General features: G+C 69.3%; 20 protein-coding genes. 13 read left to right on the top strand and 7 right to left on the bottom strand.

The features are described 5' to 3' along the window. Nucleotides 1–7: 7 nt before the first annotated feature. On the bottom strand, nt 8–1,432 hold the full coding sequence (gene pmbA / locus ACS5NL_RS02865; protein ID WP_439352080.1) for a metalloprotease PmbA: 1,425 nt from the start codon (nt 1,430–1,432) through the stop codon (nt 8–10). 42 nt (nt 1,433–1,474) lie between these two features. Here pmbA and yjgA point away from each other — a divergent pair, with 42 nt between their 5' ends. The 4 genes from yjgA to ACS5NL_RS02845 all read left to right on the top strand — a co-directional run bounded on the left by yjgA (nt 1,475) and on the right by ACS5NL_RS02845 (nt 5,044). Then, a complete protein-coding gene (yjgA, locus tag ACS5NL_RS02860) occupies nt 1,475–2,146 on the top strand; it encodes a ribosome biogenesis factor YjgA (protein ID WP_439352079.1) in 672 nt (223 codons plus the stop codon). Beyond that, complete coding sequence (mog, locus tag ACS5NL_RS02855; protein ID WP_439352078.1) at nt 2,139–2,732, top strand: molybdopterin adenylyltransferase; 594 nt, start codon at nt 2,139–2,141, stop codon at nt 2,730–2,732. The genes yjgA and mog overlap by 8 nt, the downstream gene beginning before the upstream one ends. Nucleotides 2,733–2,750: 18 nt before the next feature. Then, entirely contained in the window at nt 2,751–3,227 is a 477-nt protein-coding gene (locus ACS5NL_RS02850; protein ID WP_439352077.1) for an FKBP-type peptidyl-prolyl cis-trans isomerase, read from the top strand. Nucleotides 3,228–3,304: 77 nt separating this feature from the next. Continuing rightward, nucleotides 3,305–5,044, top strand: coding sequence for a chorismate-binding protein (locus tag ACS5NL_RS02845; RefSeq protein ID WP_439352076.1), 1,740 nt, complete (start codon nt 3,305–3,307; stop codon nt 5,042–5,044). On the opposite strand, the gene cysE is transcribed toward ACS5NL_RS02845, so the two are convergent. Both cysE and ACS5NL_RS02835 read right to left on the bottom strand, forming a co-directional pair. Further along, nucleotides 5,045–5,815 carry a serine O-acetyltransferase gene (gene cysE, locus ACS5NL_RS02840; RefSeq protein WP_439352075.1) on the bottom strand — a complete coding sequence of 257 codons (771 nt, stop codon included), beginning with the start codon at nt 5,813–5,815 and terminating at the stop codon, nt 5,045–5,047. A 31-nt stretch (nt 5,816–5,846) separates the two neighbouring features. Beyond that, on the bottom strand, nt 5,847–6,596 hold the full coding sequence (locus ACS5NL_RS02835; RefSeq protein WP_439352074.1) for an RNA methyltransferase: 750 nt from the start codon (nt 6,594–6,596) through the stop codon (nt 5,847–5,849). A gap of 141 nt (nt 6,597–6,737) precedes the next feature. Between ACS5NL_RS02835 and ACS5NL_RS02830 the strand changes: the two genes are divergently transcribed. Then, the gene (locus tag ACS5NL_RS02830) at nt 6,738–7,673 is read left to right on the top strand and encodes an inositol monophosphatase family protein (RefSeq protein ID WP_439352073.1); all 936 of its coding nucleotides are present in this window, start codon (nt 6,738–6,740) and stop codon (nt 7,671–7,673) included. A gap of 7 nt (nt 7,674–7,680) precedes the next feature. On the opposite strand, the gene ACS5NL_RS02825 is transcribed toward ACS5NL_RS02830, so the two are convergent. Beyond that, nucleotides 7,681–10,977: a PAS domain-containing protein gene (locus tag ACS5NL_RS02825; protein ID WP_439352072.1), complete on the bottom strand. Its 3,297-nt coding sequence runs from the start codon at nt 10,975–10,977 to the stop codon at nt 7,681–7,683. A 151-nt stretch (nt 10,978–11,128) separates the two neighbouring features. On the opposite strand from ACS5NL_RS02825, the gene mutS reads away from it, so the two are divergent. From mutS to ACS5NL_RS02805, 4 genes are read left to right on the top strand one after another with little or no spacing between them, the layout of a single operon-like run. Beyond that, a complete protein-coding gene (gene mutS, locus ACS5NL_RS02820; RefSeq protein ID WP_439352545.1) occupies nt 11,129–13,729 on the top strand; it encodes a DNA mismatch repair protein MutS in 2,601 nt (866 codons plus the stop codon). Next, nucleotides 13,726–14,553, top strand: coding sequence for a proteasome-type protease (locus ACS5NL_RS02815; protein WP_439352071.1), 828 nt, complete (start codon nt 13,726–13,728; stop codon nt 14,551–14,553). Before mutS ends, ACS5NL_RS02815 begins: the two co-directional genes overlap by 4 nt. Further along, nucleotides 14,553–15,389 (top strand): alpha/beta fold hydrolase, encoded by an 837-nt coding sequence (locus tag ACS5NL_RS02810; RefSeq protein ID WP_439352070.1) that lies wholly within the window; start codon nt 14,553–14,555, stop codon nt 15,387–15,389. Before ACS5NL_RS02815 ends, ACS5NL_RS02810 begins: the two co-directional genes overlap by 1 nt. Nucleotides 15,390–15,422: 33 nt before the next feature. Beyond that, the gene (locus ACS5NL_RS02805; protein ID WP_439352069.1) at nt 15,423–17,336 is read left to right on the top strand and encodes a PAS domain S-box protein; all 1,914 of its coding nucleotides are present in this window, start codon (nt 15,423–15,425) and stop codon (nt 17,334–17,336) included. Here the strand turns inward: ACS5NL_RS02805 and ACS5NL_RS02800 are convergent. Continuing rightward, nucleotides 17,320–18,144 (bottom strand): undecaprenyl-diphosphate phosphatase, encoded by an 825-nt coding sequence (locus tag ACS5NL_RS02800; protein WP_439352068.1) that lies wholly within the window; start codon nt 18,142–18,144, stop codon nt 17,320–17,322. The genes ACS5NL_RS02805 and ACS5NL_RS02800 overlap by 17 nt on opposite strands. 13 nt (nt 18,145–18,157) lie before the next feature. Then, nucleotides 18,158–18,730: a hypothetical protein gene (locus ACS5NL_RS02795; protein ID WP_439352067.1), complete on the bottom strand. Its 573-nt coding sequence runs from the start codon at nt 18,728–18,730 to the stop codon at nt 18,158–18,160. A gap of 199 nt (nt 18,731–18,929) precedes the next feature. On the opposite strand from ACS5NL_RS02795, the gene ACS5NL_RS02790 reads away from it, so the two are divergent. From ACS5NL_RS02790 to ACS5NL_RS02775, 4 genes are read left to right on the top strand one after another with little or no spacing between them, the layout of a single operon-like run. Then, nucleotides 18,930–19,484 (top strand): DUF6622 family protein, encoded by a 555-nt coding sequence (locus tag ACS5NL_RS02790; RefSeq protein WP_439352066.1) that lies wholly within the window; start codon nt 18,930–18,932, stop codon nt 19,482–19,484. Nucleotides 19,485–19,530: 46 nt separating this feature from the next. Beyond that, nucleotides 19,531–19,839, top strand: a complete 309-nt coding sequence (locus ACS5NL_RS02785) for a 2TM domain-containing protein (protein ID WP_439352065.1) — start codon at nt 19,531–19,533, stop codon at nt 19,837–19,839. Between the two features lie 44 nt (nt 19,840–19,883). Further along, nucleotides 19,884–20,987, top strand: a complete 1,104-nt coding sequence (locus ACS5NL_RS02780) for a sensor histidine kinase (protein WP_439352064.1) — start codon at nt 19,884–19,886, stop codon at nt 20,985–20,987. Further along, nucleotides 20,984–21,799 (top strand): LytR/AlgR family response regulator transcription factor, encoded by an 816-nt coding sequence (locus tag ACS5NL_RS02775; RefSeq protein WP_439352063.1) that lies wholly within the window; start codon nt 20,984–20,986, stop codon nt 21,797–21,799. Before ACS5NL_RS02780 ends, ACS5NL_RS02775 begins: the two co-directional genes overlap by 4 nt. 52 nt (nt 21,800–21,851) lie before the next feature. Here ACS5NL_RS02775 and hutC read toward each other — a convergent pair whose 3' ends face one another. After that, nucleotides 21,852–22,559, bottom strand: coding sequence for a histidine utilization transcriptional repressor HutC (gene hutC / locus ACS5NL_RS02770; RefSeq protein WP_439352062.1), 708 nt, complete (start codon nt 22,557–22,559; stop codon nt 21,852–21,854). Between the last annotated feature and the right edge of the window lie 56 nt (nt 22,560–22,615).

Genomic DNA, 22,615 nt, shown 5'->3' with positions numbered 1-22,615 from the left:
CCGGGCTTCAGCTACCGGCCAGCTTCATCCGGTTGACCAGGATCGAACCCACGGTCTTGGAGCCGTAGGTGTAGGTGTCCGCTCCCACGGCCTCGATGCCCAGCAGCATCTCGCGCAGGTTGCCGGCGATGGTGATTTCCTGCACCGGGAACGCGATCTCGCCGTTCTCGACCCAGTAGCCCGAGGCCCCGCGCGAGTAATCGCCGGTCACGTAGTTCACGCCCTGGCCCATCAGCTCGGTCACGAACAGGCCGCGACCGAGCTTCTTCAGCATGGCCTTGAGATCGTCGCCGGGCTGCGTCAGGCGGCTGGAGAGCGTGAGGTTGTGCGAGCCGCCGGCGTTGCCCGTGGTGCGCATGCCCAGCTTGCGGGCCGAATAGGTCGAGAGGAAATAACCCTGCACCTTGCCGGCCGACAGGACCTTGCGGCGCACCGTCTTCACACCTTCGTCGTCGAACGGCGCACTGCCCTTGCCGCCCATGATGTGCGGGTCTTCGACGATGTCCAGGTGCGGCGCCGTCACCTTCTTGCCCAGGCTGCCGGCCAGGAAGGTGGTCTTGCGGTACAGCGCGCCACCACTGGTGGCCTGCACATAGGCGCCCAGCAGCCCGGCCGCCAGCGGCGACTCGAACAGCACCGGGCATTCGGTGGTCGCGATCTTTCGGGCGTTCAGGCGGGCGAGTGCGCGCTCGGCGGCGTAACGGCCCACGGCTTCGGGCGTGGCCAGCTCCTGCGGCGCGCGCACCGAGCTGTACCAGTAGTCGCGCTGCATGTGGGCGCCCCGGCCGGCGATCGGCGCGACGGAGATGCTGTGGCGCGAGCTGGCGTAGCCGCCGCTGAAGATGCCCGGCTTGCCGCGTTCGCCGCCACGCATCTGGGCGCTGAAGAAATGCGATTGTTGTGCCGAGACGCTCGCGCCTTCGCTGTTGCTGATCTTGCGGCTGGTGGCAAAGGCCGCCTGTTCGCAGGCCAGGGCGATGCGCACGGCCTCGTCGGAGGTGATGGCCCAGGGGTGGAACAGGTCCAGGTCGGGGAAGCTGTCGGCCACGTCCTGCGCGTCGGGCAACCCGGCGACCGGGTCTTCGGCGGTGAAGCGCGCAATGTCGTAGGCCGCCTGCACGGTCTGGCGGATCGCTTCGGGCGAAAAATCGGAGGTCGAGGCGTTGCCGCGGCGGTGGCCGAGATAGACCGTGACGCCCAGCGATTTGTCGCGGTTGCGCTCGACGTTTTCCAGCTCGCCCTTGCGCACGCCCACATTCAGGCCTGCGCCTTCGGACACCTCGGCCGCGGCGTCGGCAGCGCCCAGCTTCTTCGCATGCTGCAGGGCCAGATCCACCACCTCCTCGAAACGGCTGCGCGAATACTGGAACCCGGCCAGCGGCGAAGCGGGGTCGGCAGGGGTCGAAAAGGGAGTGGCGGCGGTGTTTTTCATGTCGGCGGCTATGATACTTGCCGCCCTCTTCTCCCCCCTCCCATGTCCCGCAAACCCACAAAAGGCTACTTCGTCCGCGGCCAATTCGTCGCTTCCGGCAGCGAACTGGACCTCGAACTCAAGCGCGAACTCAAGGGTTCGGTCGACATGAGCAAGACCGACCTCAAGAAGCACAGCGACCACCTGCAGGCGCTGGGCGAGAGTCTGCTCACCCTGCGCAGCGACCTGATGGCGAAGCTGCGCGAGCAGCACGAAGACATCGGCGACAAGCTGATCGACGCGCTGCAGGAAGCCAGGCGCATCACCAATTTCGAGGGCCGGCGCCGCCAGATGCAGTTCATCGGCAAGCTCATGCGCAAGCTCGACGACGCCACGATTGCCGGCATCGAAGCCGCGCTCGAAGAGCAGCGCAAGCCCTCGGCGCGCGAGACCCTGGCGCTGCACCAGGCCGAGCACTGGCGCGACCGCCTGATCGCCGACGACGCTGCGCTCACCGAATGGCTGCAGTCCGACCCGGAAGCCGACGTGCAGCAGTTGCGCGCCCTGATCCGCCAGGCCCGCAAGGACGCGCAGGGCGTGTCCGAACGCCCGGGCGAGGCACAGCGCCACGGCAAGGCTTTCCGCGAGATCTTCCAGCTGGTCCGGGCCGCGCTCGCGCGCGACGACGATGAGCAAGCAGACACCGACAGCGATGCAGAGGACAACCATGAGTGACGCCTTCGACCCGGTGCGCATCGGCATCGTCTCCATCAGCGATCGCGCCAGCAGCGGCGTCTACGAAGACAAGGGCCTGCCCGCGCTCAAGGAGTGGCTGGGCAAGGCGCTGAAGAACCCGATCACCTTCGACGAGCGCCTGATCCCGGACGAGCAGACCCTCATCAGCGAAGCCCTGATCGCCCTGGTCGATGCAGGTTGTGCCCTGGTGCTGACCACCGGCGGCACCGGCCCGGCCCAACGCGACGTGACGCCCGAAGCCACGCTGGCGGTGGCGCACAAGGAAATGCCCGGCTTCGGTGAACAGATGCGCCAGGTCAGCCTGGCCTTCGTGCCCACCGCCATCCTCTCGCGCCAGGTCGCGGTGATCCGCGACAACAGCCTGATCATCAACCTGCCCGGACAGCCCAAGGCGATCGCCGAAACGCTCGAAGGCCTGAAGAACGCCGACGGCACGCCCAGGGTCAATGGCATCTTCGCCGCCGTGCCCTACTGCATCGACCTGATCGGCGGGCCGTACCTGGAAACCCACGACGAGGTCATCAAAGGCTGGCGCCCCAAGACCGCCGTCCGTCCCGCCCGCTGATCGCATCCCGAAGACACCATGAACATCACCAAAGACACCGTCGTCACCCTCACCTTCCGCGCCACCGATGCGCAAGGCAAGCTGCTCGAAGACGGCAAGACGCCGCGCAGCTACCTGCACGGCGGCTACGGCAACACGCTGGCCGGCATTGAAAAAGCCCTCGAAGGCCAGGCCGCCGGCTACCAGACCACGGTCCAGCTGGCGCCCGCCGATGCCTTCGGCGAACGCGACGAGTCGCTGGTCACCACCATCCCCAAGAGCGGATTCCCGCCCGGCGTGAAGGTCGGCGGCCAGCTCGAAGGCCACGACGAGCAGGGCCGCCACCAGGTTTTCACCGTCGTGAAGATCAAGGGCGACACCGTGCACCTCGACGGCAACCACCCGCTGGCCGGCCAGACCCTGACGTTCCAGCTCAAGGTGCTGGAGGTGAAGGCCGCCTCGGCAGAAGAGGTCGCCCACGGCCACGCCCACGGCGCGCACGGCCACCACCACTGACCACCGGCACCGCCCTGCGCGCCGTCCTCGACTTTCCCGACACGTCGGCGGGCGCTGCGCCCGGCGCCCGCTTGCGGATGGGCTTTGGCCACCCGCTGGAAGTGATCGAAGCCTGGTCCGTCGACCAGGTGCGCCCGGCCATCGAACGGGTCCAGGCCCACGCCATGGCCGGCCGCTGGTGCGTGGGCGGGCTGGCCTACGAGGCGGCGCCGGCGTTCGACCCGGCCCTGCCCGTGCGGCCGGCCGATGCGGCCTGGCCGCTGGCCTGGTTTGGCGTCTATGAGGCCCCTGAAGACGGGCCCTGCGGGTCACAGGAGGCCGCGGCATCCGTGGACTGGCACCCGGACTGGGACCGCCCGCATTACCTGCACCAGGCGCAAGTCGCCCGGCAGGCCATGGCGGACGGCGAGTGCTACCAGATCAACCTCACCACGGCGCTGCAGGGCACGCTGGATGGTTCCCCGGGCGGCTGGATGGACGCGCTGCGGCGCCACCAGGGCGGCGGCTATCTGCTGTGGATGGACAGCGCGCAGCGCCAGGTGCTCAGCGCCTCGCCCGAGCTGTTCTTTGACTGGCAACCCGATCCGCAGGGCGGCCGCCTGGGCTGCCGCCCGATGAAGGGCACCGCCGCGCGCGAAAGCGATCCTGCGCTCGACCGGGCCGCGCGCGATGCGCTGCACGCCAGCGCCAAGGAGCGCGCCGAGAACGTGATGATCGTGGACCTGCTGCGCAACGACATGGGTCGCCTGGCGCAGACCGGCTCCGTGCGGGTGGACCGCCTGCTGGAGGTGGAAGCCTGGCCCACCGTGTGGCAGATGACCTCCAGCATCTCGGCCCGGACGCGTGCGGACACCACCCTGACCGACGTGCTGGCCGCGCTGTTCCCCTGTGGCAGCGTCACCGGGGCGCCCAAGCGGCGCGCCATGCACCACATCGCCGCGCTGGAAGACGCGCCGCGCGGCTTCTATTGCGGGGCTCTCGGCGTGGTGCGTCCGGGAGGCCATGCGACCTTCAATGTGCCGATCCGCACGCTCTGCCTGCACCGGGCCGGCGGCGCTGGCGACGGCACCCGCTGGCGCGCCCGCTACGGCGTGGGCAGCGGCCTGACCGTGTGCGCCGACCCCGCCGCCGAATGGAGAGAACTGATGACCAAGAGCCGCCACCTGCACCGCATCGGCGAGCCGTTCGACCTGCTGGAGACGCTGCGACTGGAACAGGGCGCGTACTGGCTGCTGGCGCACCACCTCGACCGCCTGCGCCACAGCGCCGCCCACTTCGGCCACCGCTTCGACCTGGCGGCGGTGGAACGCACCCTGGACACCGTGCGCCTGGCCCATCCCGGCGGCCTGTGGCGCGTGCGCCTGCTGCTGGATGCATCGGGCCGGGCCGACGCCCAGGCCTACGCCATGACCGAGACCCCCACGCCCGTGCGGGTGGCTCTGGCGCCTGCGCCGCTGAACACCGAAGAAGCGCTGCAGGAGTTCATCCAGCACAAGACCAGCCGGCGCGCGCACTACGAAGCGCTCGCGCCCACCGATCCCGGCGTGTTCGATCACCTGCTGTTCAACCAGCGCGGCGAACTCACCGAGTTCACCCGCGGCAACGTGGCCGTGCGGCTGGACGGGCAGTGGTGGACACCGTCACTGGACGGCGGCCTGCTGCCCGGCACCTACCGGCGCGAATTGCTGGCACAGGGCCGGCTGAAGGAGGCGGTGATCCCCGTGGAGCGGCTGGCCCAGGCCCAGGGCCTGGCTTTCTTCAACGGCCTGCGCGGCTGGCTCGACGCAACGCTGGAACCGGCAGCACCGCCGGCCTGATCACTTGCCGACCAGCTGGTTCAGCTTCTCGGCCTCGAAACATTCCTTGCGCGCCGCACCGTCCGGCACACAGTCGCCCTTCTGCGTCAGCGACAGCTTCTCGATCGCCTGCCACAGCAGGGCGATCTGGTGCTCCTGTCCGGCCGCGCTGTCGATCAGGCTGCGCATCGCCTGCGACAGCGGGTCGTCTTCCTGCGTGATGCCGTAGGCCTGGAACTTCGGGTGGGCTTCGGTCACGTCGGCGCTCTCGCCCGACTTGCTCGGGATGATGCGCGCCGGGATGCCGACCGCGGTCGCGCCCGCGGGCACCGGCTTGATCACCACCGCGTTGCTGCCGATCTTGGCGCCGTCGCCGACCACAAAACCGCCCAGCACCTTGGCGCCCGCGCTGACCACCACGTCCTTGCCCAGCGTGGGGTGGCGCTTGGTGCCCTTGTAGAGCGAGGTGCCGCCTAGGGTCACACCCTGGTAGATCGTGCAGCCGTCGCCGATCTCGGCGGTCTCGCCGACGACCGTGCCCATCGCGTGGTCGAAGAACACGCGCTCGCCCAGCTTCGCGCCGGGATGGATCTCGATGCCGGTGAGCCAGCGGCCCAGGTGAGAGGTGAAGCGTCCCAGCCACTTGAAGCCGTGCGTCCAGCACCAGTGCGCCGGACGGTGCAGCCAGACAGCATGCAGCCCCGGGTAACAGGTGATGACCTCCCAGGTGCTGCGCGCGGCTGGGTCGCGCTCGAGGATGCACTGGATGTCGGATCGGATGCGGGCGAACATGGGGCCGGGAGTATGTGAACGGGCAACCAGTCTAGCGCTTTGCGCGCTCGGCGGTCTGCAGCATGGCCTTGGCAACACCGCGAAGGATGTGGATTTCCTCCGGCGTGGGTTGCGCCCGGTTGAACAGGCCGTTCAGCCGCGGCATCAGCTTCTTGGGCGCGTCCGGGTCCAGGAAATCGACCGCCACCAGCGCCTGCTCCAGATGGCCCAGCATGCCCGCCACCGAGGCGGCGTCGGCCGCGGGCCGCTCCGGCGTGGTCGGCGGCAGCGCGAAACCGCCCAGCGCCTGGCGCCAGTCGTAGGCGATCAGCTGCACCGCGGCGGCCAGGTTGAGCGAGCCGAAGCCCTCGCTGGTCGGAATCGACAGGCAGGCGTGGCAGCGGTAGACGTCTTCGTTGCGCATGCCGAAGCGCTCCGAACCGAACAGGAAGGCGATGCCCTCGGGCTGCACGGCGTCCGGCGCGGCGGCCTCGGCCAGGAACTGCTCAAAGTGCTCGCGCGGGGCCCGCGTGGGCGGGCCGAAGTCGCGCGGCGTCATGGCCGTGGCGCAGAGGTGGCTCACGCCGTCCAGCGCCTCGTCCAGCGTCTCGACGATGCGCGCCCCGGCGAGCACGTCGTTGGCGCCGCTGGCCCGCTGGATGGTCTCTTCCCGGCGCAGCACGTTGGGCCAGCGCGGGGCGACCAGCACCAGCTCGTCGAAGCCCATGACCTTCATGGCGCGGGCGGCGCCGCCCACATTGCCGGCGTGGCTGGTCTGGATCAGGATGAATCTCGTGCGCATCGTGTGGAATCTTCTCGGCGGGGATCGGCCGCGCCCGGTAAAATGTGCGCCATTGTCGCCGCCCCGCATCGCCGGGACCCGCGCTCCCCCGCTCTTGCCCCTGCCCATGGCCGCCCTGCGGCCCGTCAAGGAACACAATTCATGTCGTCCACCCTCCACCCCATGCTGAACGTGGCCATCAAGGCCGCCCGTGCCGCCGGCGCCATCATCAACCGCGCCTCGCTAGACGTCGATGCCGTGCGCGTCTCGGTCAAGCAGACCAACGACTTCGTCACCGAGGTCGACCATGCGGCGGAGGCTGTGATCATCGACACCCTGCTGACGGCCTATCCCGACCACGGCATCTGGGCCGAAGAATCCGGACGGCGCGAAGGCAAGGGCCGCGACAAGAACCACGTCTGGATCATCGATCCGCTGGACGGCACCACCAACTTCATCCATGGCTTCCCGGTCTACTGCGTGAGCATCGCGCTCATGGTCAACGGCCGCATCGAACAGGCCGTGGTCTATGACCCGACCCGCAACGACCTGTTCTGCGCCACCCGCGGCCGCGGCGCCTACCTCAACGACCGCCGCATCCGTGTGGCCAAGCGCAACTCGCTGCGCGAATGCCTGCTGTCCACCGGCTTCCCGTTCCGCCCGGGCGACGCCTTCCAGACCTACATGCAGATGTTTGCCGACGTGATGCCCCGGTGCGCCGGCCTGCGCCGCCCCGGTTCGGCCGCGCTGGACCTGGCCTACGTGGCCGCCGGCATGACCGACGGCTTCTTTGAAATGGGTCTCTCGCCCTGGGACGTGGCGGCAGGCGCCCTGCTGGTGACCGAAGCCGGCGGCCTGATCGGCAACTTCACCGGCGAATCGGACTTCCTGGAGCAGCGCGAGTGCATGGCCGCCAATCCGAAGATCTACGGCCAGCTGGTCGGTCTGACCGGCAAGTACAGCAAGTTCGCCAGCGCCGGCGACAAGGCCGCGGTGCGCCAGGCCGGCCAGCTGCCGGCCGCCGCCGCGAGCGCCCCCGGTGGCGACCAGCCGCCGGCGGACGACTTCCCGCCCACGGCGCACGTCGCCCCGTTCTGAGCGGTCCTCAGACCAGGGGAAGGCTCCACCAGAAGGTGGCGCCGACCCCGGGCTCGGCATCGGCCCAGATGCGGCCGCCATGGCGCTCCAGCGTGCGCGCCACGATCGCCAGCCCCACCCCCGTGCCGCCCGGCGCCGAGGCGCCTGCGTGCAGGCGCTGGAACAGGCCGAACAGCTTGTGGGCATGCGCCATGTCGAAACCCATGCCGTTGTCGCGCAGGTAGAACGCATTGCGCCCGCTGTCGTAGCCCAGTTCGATCACCGGTTCGCTGCGGTGGCGCGAGTACTTCAGGGCGTTGTCCATCAGGTTGGCCAGCAGCTGGCGCAGCAGCTTGGCATCCCCCATCACGCGCGGCAGCGGGTGCAGCTGGATGCGCGCATGGGGAACCCCCGGCGCCAGCGCCTCGACCACCGAACGGGCCAGCGCGTTCATGTCGACCGCGACCGGCTCGATCTCGACCCGCACGACCCGCAGCAGCTCCAGCATGTCCGAGATCATCTGGCCCATGTTGCGCGAGGCCGCGACGATGCGCACGAACATCATGCGCCCCTCGGGGCTCAGCCGTTCGCCGTCCAGCTCCTCGACCAGCGAGGCGAAGCCGTTGACCGAGCGCAACGGCGCCCGCAGGTCGTGGGCGATCGAATACGAGATCACCTCCATGTCGCGCATCGAACGTTCCAGCTCCGCCGTGCGTTCGGCCACCCGCCGCTCCAGGCTGGCGTTGAGCGCACGGACTTCCTCCTGCGCGGTCACCCGCAGGTGGATGTCCAGCAGCGTGCCCGACATGTACAGGGGAGCGCCGTGTTCGTCGCGCTGGTGCACCCGGCCCCGGTCGTTGAACCAGAGCCAGTCACCCCGCTTGTGGCGCATGCGCAGGTCGCAGTCGTACACCGGCGTCTCGCCCCGCAGATGGACTTGCAGCAGCGACTGCGCCCTCCCGAGGTCGTCGGGGTGCACCAGGGTGCGCCAGGTGTCCCGCGTGGTCGGCTGCAGCTCTTCCAGGCGGTAGCCGAGCAGCGCGGCCCAGCGTTCGCTGAACAGCAGCTGTTCGGTCGTGACGTCCAGTTCCCAGATGCCCGGCCCCGTGGCCTCCAGCACCCACTCCAGGCGCTGGCGCTCGTCCCGCAGCGCCTCCTCGGCCTCGACGTAGGAAGTGACGTCGGTGTAGGTGCGCACCATGCCGCCCTCGGGCAGCGGCCGGGTGCGGATCTCCAGCGCGCGGCCGTCGCGGGTGCGGCGCATGTAACGATCGGGCACGGGACCGGAGTCGTCCGCGACGTACTGGCGCGCCTGCGGATCGACCAGGCCGTAGTCCGGGCCGAAGTCACCGCGCGTGGTCTGGTAGTCCACCACCTCGTCCTGCGTCGGCTGCCGGGACATCAGTTCGTCGGGCAGGTCCAGCATCTCCAGCAGGCGCCGGTTGTAGACCAGCACCCGTCCCTGCTGGTCCATCTTGGACAGCCCCTGGCTGATGCTGTCCAGCGTCACCTGCAAGGCCGCGCTCTTGTCGGCCAGCAGCGCGCTGGTGGCCTGGAGCTGCAGCCGCGAGCGCTGCCGTTCGGCGTGTCCGCGGCGCGCCAGCACCAGCTGGCGCACGGTGCCCAGCAGCGGCTGGAGGAATTCCACATCTTCTTCGCGGTAGCCGCCCGGCGCATTGGCCAGCGCCACCATGGCGATCAGCTTGCCGCCCAGCGCCAGCGGAATGCCCAGATAGGACAGCATCGGCGGATGCCCTGGCGGCAGGCCGGCACTGCGCGGATGGGACGCAGGGTCGTTGGTGAGCAAGGTCTCGCCGGTCACGAGGGAGTGCCCGAACAGGGTCTTGAGGTTGCGGAACTCCAGCCCGGCGTCCATCTGCTCGGAGAACATGCGGTGCGTGGCTTCGTTCCAGGCGATGTTGGTGATCGCATGGGTCTTGAGGTAGGGATCCCCGGCGCCGTCGTGCAGCACCTCGCCCACGAATCCGAAGGCGCTCTCGGTGACCGTGAGGAAGGCCCTGAGCAGGCCTTCGAAGGCCTGGCGCTTGTCGTCCGCCTCGATGTAGGCCGCCTGCGCCAGACGCACCGCGTCCAGCATGCGGTGCTGGCGCTCCAGTTCCTGCGCGGCCTGGCGGGCCTCGGTCACGTCGTGGACATACCCGTGCCACAGCACGGAGCCGTCGGGTTGCAGCTGCGGCAGACCTTCGGCGCTGCACCAGCGCAGGCCCCTGGTCGGGTGGTTCACGCGGAACACCTCGCGCCAGAAGGTCCGCTGCGAGGAGGACTCCCAGATGGAGGTGTTCATCGCCACCACGTCGTCCGGATGCACCCGCAGGAACAGCGCCCGCGCATCCTGATAGAGCTGCGACGGCTCCAGCGCCAGCAGTTCGCGGACCGTGTCGCTGACATATTGAAATCCGCCCCAACCCCGGATCGGCACGCTGCCCTGGAACACCACCCCCGGCACGCGGGCCGTGATGTTCTGCAGCAGGCTCAGCTGTTCGGCCTGCGCACGGATGGCGTCGCGCTGCGGCGTGATGTCCTGCACCACCCCGAAATCGGTGCGCGGAATGCCCTTGACCGCGGTCTGGCTGATGCGGGTGCGCATCCAGCGCACCTGCCCGTCCGGGCGCGTCCAGCGGAACTCGACTTCGCGGCCGTCGCGCGCCTCGCGCGCCGCCAGCCAGGCCGGCAGGTCGTCGGCGTGGATGCCGCCCCGGCCCTGGGCCCGCCGCAGCGTCGGGCTGGGCGACAGACCCGTGATCTCGTAAAGACCGGGGGAGAAGATCACGTCCTCGTCGTTCGGGGCATTGGTCCAGTGGCCGACCTGGGCGATCTTCTCGATGGCGCCGTGCAGCTCGACCTGCTGCTGCAGGTCGCGGTTCGCGGCCTGCAGGGCGGCCTGCGTGCGGTCACGCTCCTTCTCGGCCTCCACTTCGGGGCTGATGTCCAGCAGGTAGACCAGCAGCGCGGGCTCCGGGCCATCGTCGAGCTCGGAGGTGAGCATGCGCACATGGCGCATCTGCCCCCGGATCAGGGTCGCACAGCGCGGCTCTTCACCCTGGGGCAGGGCACCGACATAGCGCTCCCGGTCCTGCGCCTGTGGCCACAGACCGAGTTCGACGGTGGTCTTGCCCAGCACCTGCGCGCGCGACAGGCCGGTCAGCGCCTCCCAGGCCCGGTTGACCGCCAGAAAACAGCCATCCGAGCGGCGCGTCAGGCAGGCCGCCAGGGGCGAGGCCTCGAACATCCGGTCAAAAGGCAGGGAGGACGCCGCGGCGGGCATGCCGCTGGACGGCGGGGTTTCGGGGAGATCAGACGGCATGTGGCGGAAGACGGGGCGACACGGGTGGCAAACCGACCCATTGTGGGGCACCGCCGCAGGCAGGGGAAGAGCCCGAACTGCTAAAGTAGTTCGCTTTTCCGCCCCGTTTTCCGAGCCCGCCTTGACCGCCCCGCTGGACCGCCACACCCCAATGATGCAGCAGTACCTGGCCCTCAAGGCCGGGCATCCGAACACGCTGCTGTTCTACCGCATGGGCGATTTCTACGAGATGTTCTACGCCGACGCCGAAAAGGCCTCGCGGCTGCTGGACATCACGCTCACGCAGCGCGGCCAGTCGGCCGGCGAGCCGGTGATCATGGCCGGCGTCCCGTTCCACTCGGTCGAGAGCTACCTGGCGCGCCTGATCAAGCTGGGCGAGTCGGTCGCGATCTGCGAGCAGGTCGGCGACGTGGCCACGGCCAAGGGGCCGGTGGAACGCAAGGTGGTGCGCGTGGTCACGCCCGGCACCCTGACCGACACCGAGCTGCTGTCCGAGAAGACCGAAGCCATGCTGATGGCGGTGCACCCCGGCGCCCGCCAGGGTATGGGCCTGGCCTGGCTGTCGGTCACGCAGGGCATCGTGTTCCTGGCCCAGTGCGCCAGCGACGAACTGGGCGACTGGATCGCCCGCGTCGGCCCCGGCGAGCTGCTCTACAGCGCCGAGGTCACGCCTGCGTTTGAGAAATCGCTGCAACAGCTGACAGCCCAGCCCCTGCCCAGCGGCCAGCGCGCGGTCGCGGTGGTGCGGCCGGCCTGGGCCTTTGACGGCGGACTGGGCGAACGCAAGCTGCTGGAGCAGCTGCAGGCCGCCAGCCTGGGCGCCTGGGACGCGCAGGAACTGAAGGATGCCCACGCCGCGGCCGCCGCGCTGCTGGCCTACGCCGAACACACGCAGGGCCGCGCCCTCACCCACGTCAAGAGCCTGCAGGTGGCGCGCAGCGGCGAGCTGATCGACCTGCCGCTGAACACCCGGCGCAACCTCGAACTCACCCACACCCTGCGCGGCGAGACCAGCCCGACGCTGTTCTCGCTGCTGGACACCTGCCACACCGGCATGGGCAGCCGCGCACTGCGCAGCTGGCTGCTGGAGCCGCGCCGCGAACGCACGCAGGCGCGCGAGCGGCTGGCGGCCATCGGCCTGCTGCGCGGGGGTCTGTGGCAGACGCTGCGGGCCGAACTCAAGGGATCGAGCGACGTCGAGCGCATCACCGCCCGCACCGCGCTGCGCCAGGTGCGGCCGCGCGAACTGGTGGGTCTGACGGCCACGCTGGCGCGGTCGATGCACCTGTCGAAGGCGCTGGCCGCCGGCCTGGGCGTCCACGCGCCGGCCCTGCTGCAGCGCATCGCGTCCGACCTGACCCCGCCGCCCGGCTGCGCCGAGCTGCTGGCGCAAGCCATCCAGCCCGAACCGGCCGCGCTGGTGCGCGACGGTGGCGTGATCGCCGACGGCTTCGACGCCGAACTGGACGAGCTGCGCGCCATCCAGACCAACTGCGACGGTTTCCTGATCGACCTGGAAACCCGCGAACGCGCCCGCACCGGCATCGCCAACCTGCGCGTGCAGTTCAACAAGGTGCACGGCTTCTACATCGAGGTCACGCAGGGCCAGATCGACAAGGTGCCGGACGACTACCGCCGCCGCCAGACGCTCAAGAACGCCGAACGCTTCATCACGCCCGAGCTCAAGGCCTTCGAAGACAAGGCCCTCTCCGCGCAGGACCGGGCGCTGGCGCGCGAGAAATACCTGTACGAGCTGCTGCTCGACGAACTGCAGGCCTGGATCGACCCGCTGACGAAGCTGGCGCGCGCCATGGCCGCGCTGGACGCGCTGTGCGCGCTGGCCGAGCGCTCGCTGACCCTGAACTGGAACGAGCCCAGCTTCGCGCCCGAGCCCAGCATCGAGATCCGCGGTGGCCGCCACCCGGTCGTCGAGGCGCGTCTCAATGAAACCACCGGTGGCAGCTTCATCGCCAACGACACGGTGCTGGGCGGCAAGCAGCGCATGCAGGTCATCACTGGCCCCAACATGGGCGGCAAGAGCACCTACATGCGCCAGGTCGCGGTCATCGTGCTGCTGGCGTCCATGGGCAGCTACGTGCCCGCGCAGAGCTGCCGCCTGGGCCCGATCGACGCCATCCACACCCGCATCGGCGCGGCCGACGACCTGGCCAACGCGCAATCGACCTTCATGGTCGAGATGACCGAGGCGGCGCAGATCCTGCATGCCGCGACCCCCGAAAGTCTGGTGCTGATGGACGAGATCGGCCGCGGCACCTCGACCTTCGATGGCCTGGCGCTGGCGGGCGGCATCGCCGCCCACCTGCACGACAAGGCGCGCTGCTTCACGCTGTTCGCCACCCACTACTTCGAACTCACCGAGTTCCCGGCCGGCCACCACGGCGCGGTGAACGTGCATGTCAGCGCGGTCGAAGGCGGTGGCAAGAGCGGCATCGTGTTCCTGCACCAGATCGAGCCCGGCCCGGCCAGCCGCAGCTACGGCATCCAGGTCGCGCGCCTGGCCGGCGTGCCCGGTGCCGTGGTGCAGCACGCGAAGCACGCACTGGCCGCGCTGGAGGCGCACAGCGAAAGCAGCCGCGTGCAGGTCGACCTGTTCGCGCCGCCACCAGCCGCGCCCGAACCCGAGACCCCGCCGGTGCTCGCCGCGCTGGCCGCCATCGACCCCGACACCCTGAGTCCGCGCGAAGCGCTGGACCAGTTGTACGCCCTCAAGAAACTCGCCACGAAACCATGACTTACTGCGTCGCCGTCAAACTCAAGGCCGGACTGGTCTTCCTCTCCGACTCGCGCACCAACGCGGGCCTGGACCAGATCAGCACCTTCCGCAAAATGATCGTCTACGAGAAGCCGGGCGACCGCTTCATGTGCCTGCTCTCGGCCGGCAACCTGTCGATCTCGCAGTCGGTGCGGGAAATCCTGCAGGTCGAGCAGCTGCCCGGCGACGAAGACGAAGCACCGGTCACGATCTGGAACGCCAGGAGCATGTTCGACGCCGCGCGCGTGCTGGGTTCGGCGGTGCGCCATGTGTTCGAGCGCGACGGTGATTCGCTCAAGCGCGCCGGTGTGGACTTCAACGTCTCCATGATCTTCGGCGGCCAGATCGGCAACGAAGGCATGCGGCTGTTCCAGGTCTATTCGGCCGGCAACTTCATCGAGGCCACGCCCGAGACGCCGTTCTTCCAGATCGGCGAATCCAAGTACGGCAAGCCGGTGCTGGACCGCGTGATCACCCCCGACACACCGCTGGACGAAGCCGCCAAGTGCGTGCTGGTCTCCATGGACAGCACGCTCAAGTCCAACCTGTCGGTCGGACTGCCGCTGGACATGGCGGTCTACGAAGCAGGCAAGCTGCAGAGCGACCGCATCACCTGCATCGACGAGAACAACCCGTATTTCCGCATGGTCCACAGCACCTGGGGGCAGAAACTGCGCGAGGTGTTCGACAGCATCGAGGACCCGGTCTGGGACGGCGCCCCGACCGGCGTGCCGCTCATGGGCTGCAACACGCGCAGCCTGCCCCTCAAGAAGATCACCAACCCCAAGGAAAAGCTGATCTGATGTCCCTGATCATCTTCTCCCACGCCAACAGCTTCCCGGCCAGCACCTACGGCGTGCTGTTCAAGTCGCTGAGGGCGCGGGGCCATGCGGTGCGGGCGGTGGAGAAGTTCGGTCACGACCCGAAGTACCCGGTCAGCAGCAACTGGCCGCACCTGGTGCAGCAGCTGGCCGACTTCGCCGGTCCCGAGATCGAGAAGCATGGCCGGCCGGCCTGGCTGGTCGGCCATTCGCTGGGCGGATTCCTGAGCCTCATGTGCGCCGCGCGGCATCCGCAGCTCGGCGGCCACGGCGTGCGCGGGGTGCTGCTGATCGACTCGCCGGTGCTCGGCGGCTGGCGCGCCCGCGCGCTGGAACTGGCCAAGCGCACCCAGCTGGTGGGTTCGATCTCGCCCGGCAAGATCAGCCGCAAGCGCCGCAGCGCCTGGTCCGACGCGCAGTCGGCCTTCGACCACTTCGCCCACAAGAAGGCCTTCGCCCGCTGGGACCCGCAGGTGCTGCGCGACTACATCGAACACGGCACGGTCGACGCAGACACCCCCCACGGACGCCAGCGCGTGCTGGCGTTCGACCGCGAGATCGAAACCGCGATCTACAACACCCTGCCGCACAACCTGGACCGCCTGCTGCGCCGCCATCCCCTGCCGTGCCCGGTCGGGTTCCTGGGCGGCACCGAGTCGCTGGAAATGCAGCAGGTCGGCATGTCCATGACCCACCGCCTGGTCGGCCCGCACCCCGGGCGGCTGCGCATGGTCGAGGGCAGCCACCTGTTCCCCATGGAACGGCCGCAGGACACCGCCGCCTGCATCGACAGCGTCCTGCAGGCTCTGTCAGGCTGACGCTCCGTCCCGGGAGTAGGATCGGACGCTGACATGAGCGCCAGATCCAACGACCTGCACGCCCCGGGCAATGTGTCCCGGGTCCCAGACCAGCGCTGGCTGCCGCATGGACGGCCGGCCTGGCGGCGCCACGGTGCAGCCATCGTCCTGACGGTGCTCGCGGTCTGGATCCGCATTGCCCTGGCCCCGGCCGATTCGGGTGGCCGCTTCGTCACCGCCTCGCTGGCCGTGGCGCTGTCGGCCCTGTACGGCGGCGTGGGCCCCGGCGTCCTGAGCGCCCTGCTGGGCACGGTGCTGGTCAACTTCTTCATGGTCGAGCCCTACGGCAGGCTGGCGATCAGCAACCTTGCCGAGGCCTTCTGGCTCAATGCCTGGCACCTGACCACGCAGGCGGTGGTGATCGGCACCATCGGGTTCATGCAGCGCCAGAACCAGCGCATGCACGACGTGATCCGCGAGGCGCAGCTGAACCAGCAGCGCTTCCTCGACACCTTCGAGCACGCGGCCTCGGGCATCAGCCACGTCGACGTCAACGGCCACCTGCTGCGCACCAACCAGACCTTCTGCCACATGATCGGTTACAGCAAGGAGGAACTGGAGACGCTGCGCTTCCAGGACATCACCCACCCCGACGACCTGGCTCCCGACCTGGCCATGCTGCAGGAAGCGCTGGCCGGCCGCCGTTCGGCCTACACCCTGGTCAAGCGTTATTTCCACAAGGACGGCCACACCGTGTGGGCCCAGCTGACCGTGGCCCTGGTGCGCAAGTCGCACGGGCAGCCGGACTACTTCATCTCCGTGGCCCAGGACATCAGCGCACAGAAACTGGCCGAAGAGGCGTTGCGGACCAGCAAGAACCTGCTCGACCAGGCGCAGAAACTGGCCCAGATGGGTGCCTGGCAGGCCGACATGGCCACCGGTCGCATCGCCAGCCTGATGGGCAGCAACACATTCCTGAGCTTTCCGAGAACCGAGTACGCGATCAGCGATGTGCTCAACCACATCCATGCGGACGACCGCCCCAGGGTCCAGCGGCAATGGGCCATGGCGGTCAAGGGCGAGGCGCCCTACGAGATCGAGTACCGCGTGGTGCTGGAGGGCCGCGAGTACTGGCACGCGGTGAAGGCCGAGTTCGAGCGCGACGACAAAGGCAACGCGGTGCGCGTGCTGGGCGTCACGCAGGACGTCACCGACCGCAAGCGGATCGAGCTGGAAGTCCAGCGCCTGAACGCCTCGCTGGAACAGCGCATCGAGAACCGCACGCAGGCCCTCAAGCAGGCCTACGACGAACTCGAGAGCTATTCCTACGCGGTCGCCCACGACCTGCGCTCACCGCTGCGCATCATCAACGGCTTCGCGCAGGCGCTCAAGGAAGACCACCCCGACCTGGGCACGACCAACCACGACCACCTCGCGCGCATCATGGCCGCCAGCAAGAAGATGGGGGAACTCATCGACGGCCTGCTCAAGCTGTCGCAGTACGGCCGCGGCGAGATGCAGCGCGTGCCCCTGAACGTCAGCAGCATCGCGCAGCGCCAGCTGGAAGAGCTCGCGGCCTCGGACGCGCAGCGCCGGGTCGACTGGTCGGTCGAGCCCGACATCGAGGCGCTGGCCGATCCGCCGCTGATCGAGGCCCTGATGCAGAACCTGCTGCACAACGCCTGGAAATACACCTCCGCCGCGGAGCATGCGCGGATCCGGGTGTTCACCCGGCTGCACGAGGGTCAGCGGCAGATCTGCGTCAGCGACAACGGCGCGGGCTTCGACATGAGCCGCGCCGACAAGCTGTTCCAGCCCTTCCAGCGCCTGCACCAGCACAACGAGTTCGCCGGCCTGGGCATCGGCCTGGCGACCGCGCGCCGCATCGTCCAGCGCCACGGTGGTGCGCTGGAAGCGCACAGCGCCCCCGGCGAGGGCGCCACGTTCAGCTTCACCCTGTCCAGTTGACCCAGCCGAAGTGGGCCGACAGCAGGATCAGCGCCCCGAAGGCAATCCGGTACCAGGCGAACGGCGTGAAGCTGTGGCTGGCGACGTAGCGCAGCAGCCAGCGGATGCAGACCCAGGCGCTGAGGAACGAGAACAGCAGGCCGACCGCGAACATCGGCGCATCGGCCACCGACAGCAACGCCCGCGCCTTGTAGGTGTCGTAGGCCCCGGCACCGATCAGGATCGGGATGCCCAGGAAGAAGCTGAACTCGGTGGCCACCGGGCGCGAGAGGCCAAACAGCATGCCGCCGATGATGGTCGAGCCCGAGCGGCTGGTGCCCGGCACCAGGCCGAAGCACTGCGCCAGCCCGACCTTGAGCGCATCGACCGGCGTGAGCTCGTCGACGGACCGCACGCGCACGGCCGACGCCGGCCGCTTCTCGGCCCAGAGGATCACGAAGGCACCGACGATGAAGGCCAGCGCGACCGAGGTGGGGTTGAACAGGTGCGCCTTGATGGCCTTGGAGAACAGCAGGCCCAGCACCACCGCCGGCACGCAGCCGATCACCACGTTGAGGGCGAAACGCTGCGCCTGCCGCTGGCTGGGCAGGTCGATGATGGTCTGGCGGATGCGCTGCCAGTAGACGATGATCACCGCGAGGATGGCGCCGGTCTGGATCGCGATCTCGAACACCTTGGCGCGTTCGTCGTGGAAACCCAGCAGCGAGCCCGCCAGGATCAGGTGGCCGGTCGATGACACCGGAAGGAACTCGGTCAGTCCTTCCACCACGCCCATCAGGGCGGTCTTGATCAGAAAAATGAGGTCCATGTTCTAGGCCGGGTTACTGGATCGGGTCGAGCTGGATGCGCAGGCCGCCGGGCACCACGCGGATCGCGCCGGGCTTGTAGCCCCGGCCCGCGAGCGATTCGAGGTCTTCTTTCTTGAAGCGGTGCACCACCGCCTCCTTCATCAGGTCCTCGCTCAGCAGGCCACCGACCTTCTTGACCTGCGCCGCCTGCGCGGCATTGAGCCCGTCGACGTCCAGCCGCTCGATGCGCGCCTGCGACAGCCGCAGCGTGGTGTCCGCGGGCTCGAAGCGCAGGCCATAGCTCATCTCCAGCCGGCCCTTGATGTCGGCCATGCCGGGCAGCGCGACCTCGATGCGGTAGGCCACGTCGGTGCCGATGCGGTTCTCTTCGGGCAACAGGCGCAGGCGGGGCTGGTCCAGCGTGACCTCGAACAGGCCGAGGTAACGCTGCTTCACCGGCAACTGGCTGGACACGCGCGCCAGCAGCTGGCTCTCGCTGATGTCGATCTGGCGCGGGCCGGTCGGCAGCCCGCCGCAGCCGGCCAGCGCAAGCGCCATCAGGGCGCCGAGGCCCAGCCGGCGGCGCAACGGAATCGGTTGGTGCATGGGGGAAAGGGTCCTGTTCAGGTCCGACAAGGGTGGCCGCCGCGGGGGCAGCCGGACGGGCGATTGTAGGAAGGCCCGCGTTTCGCTCCCGTCAGGAAACGTTTCGCGCACCGATCCGGCCGTTCCGTCCCGCCGTGATGGCATCGGCGCCGGGCCACCGGCACAGTGCGTTCCATCGACCCACCCACCGGAGACCACCATGCTGTTCCAGTTGCTCACCGACCACCCCGAAGCCGCCCTGACCATCGTGCAGAAGACCCCGCACTGGGTCTGGGGCCTGCTGGCCGCCCTGGTCCTGCTGGGCGTGTCGCAGCTGCGCACCCGGCGTCTTGCCTGGCGCCGCGCCGTGGCCCCGGCCATCGGCCTGGCGCTGTTTTCGCTCTTCAGCCTGGCCCGGGACCTGTCGTCCAGCCCCTGGCTGGCCCCCGGCCTGCTGGTCTGGCTGGCCGCCGTCGCGGTGCTGATGCTGCTGGGCACCCGCTCCGGCCCGCGCCCAGGCACCAGCCACGACCCGGTCACCGACCGCTTCGTGGTCCCCGGCAGCGTGATGCCGCTGCTGACCATCCTGGCGATCTTCTTCCTCAAGTACGGCATCGGCGTCGAACTCGCCATGCAGCCGACCCTGCGCCTCGAACCCGCCTTTGCCCTGTCGATGTGTGCCGGCTACGGCGCCCTCACCGGCTACTTCGCCGCCCGCCCGTTCTCGCTGTGGCAGCTGGCCGCCCGCCGGCCCGACACCCCGGCCTGCGCCTGACCCGATCCCAACTTCGTCCTCTTCCCTCTTTTTCCAGGAGCCCACCATGAACACCCCCCACGCCAACGACCTCTCCCGCGATCTCGACCGCCAGGCCCGCCGCACCGTCAAGACCCGCCTGGGCTGGCTGACCCACGCCACCGTCTACCTCGCCGTCATCGGCGGCCTGAGCCTGCTGGCCTATGCGAACGGCCGGCACCTGCCGGTCGGCGTGGCGCTGGGCTGGGGGCTGGGATTGACGATCCACGGCCTGCGCGTGCTGCTGACCGGCAGCGGCCTGCGCGAACGCATGGTAGAGGCCGAGCGCGAGCGCATCGCCACCCGCCGGCAGCATCCGGCGGCCGGAGGCGCGTGACAGAATCGCCGCGTCCCACCCGCCCCCAACCAGATGACCACACCATGAAGCGCCTGATCGCCAACCGCCTGTTCGGCTGGCTGCCGGCCGGCGTGCGCGAACGCACCCTGCGCCGCCTGCTGGTGGTCTGGGCCGTGGCGCTGGCGATCGCGCTCATCCTCTGGGGCTCCGGCGCTCGCACGCACCCGCTGGACATCGCCCTGGTCTACAGCTACGCGATCAGCACGGCGATCTGGTTCCTCAGCGATCCGGTGCGCATCGCCCTGCGCCGCTGGCTGCGCACCGCGCCACCGCACTACTGGACCCCCTCGCTGCGCATGCTGGGCTACCTGCTGGTCAGCAGCACGGTGGGCTACGCGCTGGGCACCGCCGTCGGCGATGCCTACGCGGGCCGATCGACCTGGGACATGGTCCACCAGTCGCCGCTGCGCCTGCTGGGCTTCTGGGTGTCCGGGCTGGTGATCTCGGGCTTCTTCGTGCTGGGCTTCTACCAGCGCGCCAAGGCCGACGACCTGCGCCGCCAGGCCACCGAAGCGCGGCTGAAGCTGCTGGAGAGCCAGCTGGAGCCGCACATGCTGTTCAACACGCTGGCCAACCTGCGTGCGCTGATCGCCATCGACCCGCCGCGCGCGATCCAGATGCTGGACCGGCTCAACGACTACCTGCGCGCCACGCTGCGTGCCTCGCGCAGCGACGCCGCCACCGGCCCGCACACGCTGGCCGACGAATTCGCCCGCCTGAACGACTACCTCGAACTGATGGCGGTGCGCATGGGCCCGCGGCTGGCTTTCGATTTCGACTTGCCCGAGGATCTGCAGGCGCAGGCGCTGCCGCCGCTGCTGCTGCAGCCGCTGGTCGAGAACGCGATCCGCCACGGGCTGGAGCCGCGGGTCGAAGGCGGCCGCATCACCGTCAGCGCGGCCCGCGATGGCGACACGCTGACCCTGGAGGTCGCCGACACCGGCATCGGCATGGACACCACGGCGACCCCGACACCCCGCCGCGACGGCGGCTTCGGCCTGTCGCAGGTGCGCGAGCGCATGGACAGCCTGCCCGGCGGCCCGGGCCGCGTGGCTGTCGAGAGCCGCCCCGGTGCGGGCACCACCATCCGTCTCACGCTGCCGCTGAACCACGCCGAACCCGCATGAACGCCACCGCCCTGATCGCCGAAGACGAACCGCTGCTGGCCGCCGCGCTGCAGGCCGAACTGGCGCGCGCCTGGCCCGACTTGCGCATCATTGCCACCGCCGGGCACGGCGCGGCCGCGGTCGAGCAGGCACTGGCGCAGCGCCCCGACGTGGTGTTCATGGACATCCGCATGCCCGGCATGAGCGGGCTCGAAGCCGCGGCCGAACTGGCCGACGAATGGCCTGCCGACGGTGCGCCGTTTCCCGCCCTGGTGTTCGTCACTGCCTACGACCAGTACGCCGTGCAGGCCTTCGAGGCGCAGGCGGTCGACTACCTGCTCAAGCCGGTACAGGCCGACCGGCTGGCGCGCACCGTGCAGCGGGTGCAGGCTCTGCTGGCGCAGCGCGCGGCACCGGCCACACCTTCAACGGCCGTCGAAGTGCCGCTGGACGCGACGCTGGAGAAACTGCGCGCGCTGCTCGCACCGTCGGGCACCGCCGCGGTCGAACCGCTGCGCGTGATCCAGGCCGGCGTCGGCCAGCAGATCCGCCTGGTGCCGGTCGACGAGGTGCTGTGTTTCGAGGCCGCCGACAAGTACGTGCGGGTCCTGACCGGCGAGGCCGAGCTGCTGATCCGCACCCCGCTCAAAGACCTGCTGCCGCAGCTGGACGCGAGCGTGTTCTGGCAGGTGCACCGCGGCACCGTGGTGCGTGCCACCGCGATCCGCAGCGTGCACCGCGACGAGGCCGGCAAGCTCAGCCTGGAAGTGCGCGGGTTGAAGGAGCGGATACCGGTCAGCCGGCTCTACGCGGGTCGCTTCAAGGCGATGTAGGCCCATCCCGAGACAGGGGCCTGGTTCCAGGGCAGCGGCGCAGGGGGGAGTCTCAAAAACTCCCGGTGAACTGGTACCGCGAAGCCGGGTGCCACATCGCCGCCACCGACGCCACCCGCCCCATCGACCGCGTCTGCCGCCGCAACACCAGGCAAGGCTCGTTCGCCGGCATCGCCAGCATCTCGTCGATGCCCGCCGGCGGCAGGCAGGCCTCGATCGCAAAGCTCACGCCCTGCAGCGGCGCGACCCGCATCAGGTAGGCGTTGGGCGTCTGCGTGGTGAAGTCCTGTGCGAGGTAATCCGGCGCGACCTCGGGGTTCACATGCCGGTCCTCGACCTGGATCGGCTGGCCGTTCTCGAAGTGCACCACCACCGAGTGGAACAGTGTCGCCTCGGGCTTCACGCCAAAGGCCCGCCCCAGCGCCTCGCCCGCCTTCACGCGTTCGAGCCTGTGCAGTTCGCTGCGGTGCTGGTGCCCACGCGCCGCGATTTCTTCGGCGATGTTGCGGATCGCGACCAGCGTCGACTGGTACTTCTGCTGCGCCACATAGGTGCCCGAGCCCTGCACCCGCTCGACGATCTGTTCGTCGCTCAGTTCGCGGATCGCCCGGTTGACCGTCATGCGCGAGACGCCGAATTCGCGCGCCAGCGCTTCCTCGCCCGGGATCGCGTCGCCCTCCTTCCACTGCCCGTTCTGGATGCGCTCCAGCACATGCTGCTTGACGCGCTGATAGGCCGGAAGGGTCGGGGTGGTGCTCATCGCCGCAGGGTTATTGACTTGACAGTTCAGTTTACTTCGGCACAATTTGTATATAC

The sequence above is a fragment of the Hydrogenophaga sedimenti genome (genome assembly GCF_051857515.1).
Taxonomy (GTDB): Bacteria; Pseudomonadota; Gammaproteobacteria; order Burkholderiales; family Burkholderiaceae_C; genus Hydrogenophaga.
This window is presented reverse-complemented; position numbering and strand designations above follow the sequence as displayed.

Bases quoted from the DNA above. Each gene is read 5' to 3' on its own strand.
- ACS5NL_RS02815 (WP_439352071.1), top strand. From the start codon at position 13,726: ATGACTTACTGCGTCGCCGTCAAACTCAAGGCCGGACTGGTCTTCCTC.
- mutS (WP_439352545.1), top strand. From the start codon at position 11,129: ATGATGCAGCAGTACCTGGCCCTCAAGGCCGGGCATCCGAACACGCTG.
- ACS5NL_RS02795 (WP_439352067.1), bottom strand. From the start codon at position 18,730: ATGCACCAACCGATTCCGTTGCGCCGCCGGCTGGGCCTCGGCGCCCTG.
- ACS5NL_RS02805 (WP_439352069.1), top strand. From the start codon at position 15,423: ATGAGCGCCAGATCCAACGACCTGCACGCCCCGGGCAATGTGTCCCGG.
- ACS5NL_RS02845 (WP_439352076.1), top strand. From the start codon at position 3,305: ATGGGCTTTGGCCACCCGCTGGAAGTGATCGAAGCCTGGTCCGTCGAC.
- ACS5NL_RS02810 (WP_439352070.1), top strand. From the start codon at position 14,553: ATGTCCCTGATCATCTTCTCCCACGCCAACAGCTTCCCGGCCAGCACC.
- cysE (WP_439352075.1), bottom strand. From the start codon at position 5,815: ATGTTCGCCCGCATCCGATCCGACATCCAGTGCATCCTCGAGCGCGAC.
- hutC (WP_439352062.1), bottom strand. From the start codon at position 22,559: ATGAGCACCACCCCGACCCTTCCGGCCTATCAGCGCGTCAAGCAGCAT.
- ACS5NL_RS02785 (WP_439352065.1), top strand. From the start codon at position 19,531: ATGAACACCCCCCACGCCAACGACCTCTCCCGCGATCTCGACCGCCAG.
- ACS5NL_RS02850 (WP_439352077.1), top strand. From the start codon at position 2,751: ATGAACATCACCAAAGACACCGTCGTCACCCTCACCTTCCGCGCCACC.
- yjgA (WP_439352079.1), top strand. From the start codon at position 1,475: ATGTCCCGCAAACCCACAAAAGGCTACTTCGTCCGCGGCCAATTCGTC.
- ACS5NL_RS02835 (WP_439352074.1), bottom strand. From the start codon at position 6,596: ATGCGCACGAGATTCATCCTGATCCAGACCAGCCACGCCGGCAATGTG.
- ACS5NL_RS02830 (WP_439352073.1), top strand. From the start codon at position 6,738: ATGTCGTCCACCCTCCACCCCATGCTGAACGTGGCCATCAAGGCCGCC.
- ACS5NL_RS02775 (WP_439352063.1), top strand. From the start codon at position 20,984: ATGAACGCCACCGCCCTGATCGCCGAAGACGAACCGCTGCTGGCCGCC.
- ACS5NL_RS02800 (WP_439352068.1), bottom strand. From the start codon at position 18,144: ATGGACCTCATTTTTCTGATCAAGACCGCCCTGATGGGCGTGGTGGAA.
- mog (WP_439352078.1), top strand. From the start codon at position 2,139: ATGAGTGACGCCTTCGACCCGGTGCGCATCGGCATCGTCTCCATCAGC.
- ACS5NL_RS02825 (WP_439352072.1), bottom strand. From the start codon at position 10,977: ATGCCGTCTGATCTCCCCGAAACCCCGCCGTCCAGCGGCATGCCCGCC.
- ACS5NL_RS02790 (WP_439352066.1), top strand. From the start codon at position 18,930: ATGCTGTTCCAGTTGCTCACCGACCACCCCGAAGCCGCCCTGACCATC.
- ACS5NL_RS02780 (WP_439352064.1), top strand. From the start codon at position 19,884: ATGAAGCGCCTGATCGCCAACCGCCTGTTCGGCTGGCTGCCGGCCGGC.
- pmbA (WP_439352080.1), bottom strand. From the start codon at position 1,432: ATGAAAAACACCGCCGCCACTCCCTTTTCGACCCCTGCCGACCCCGCT.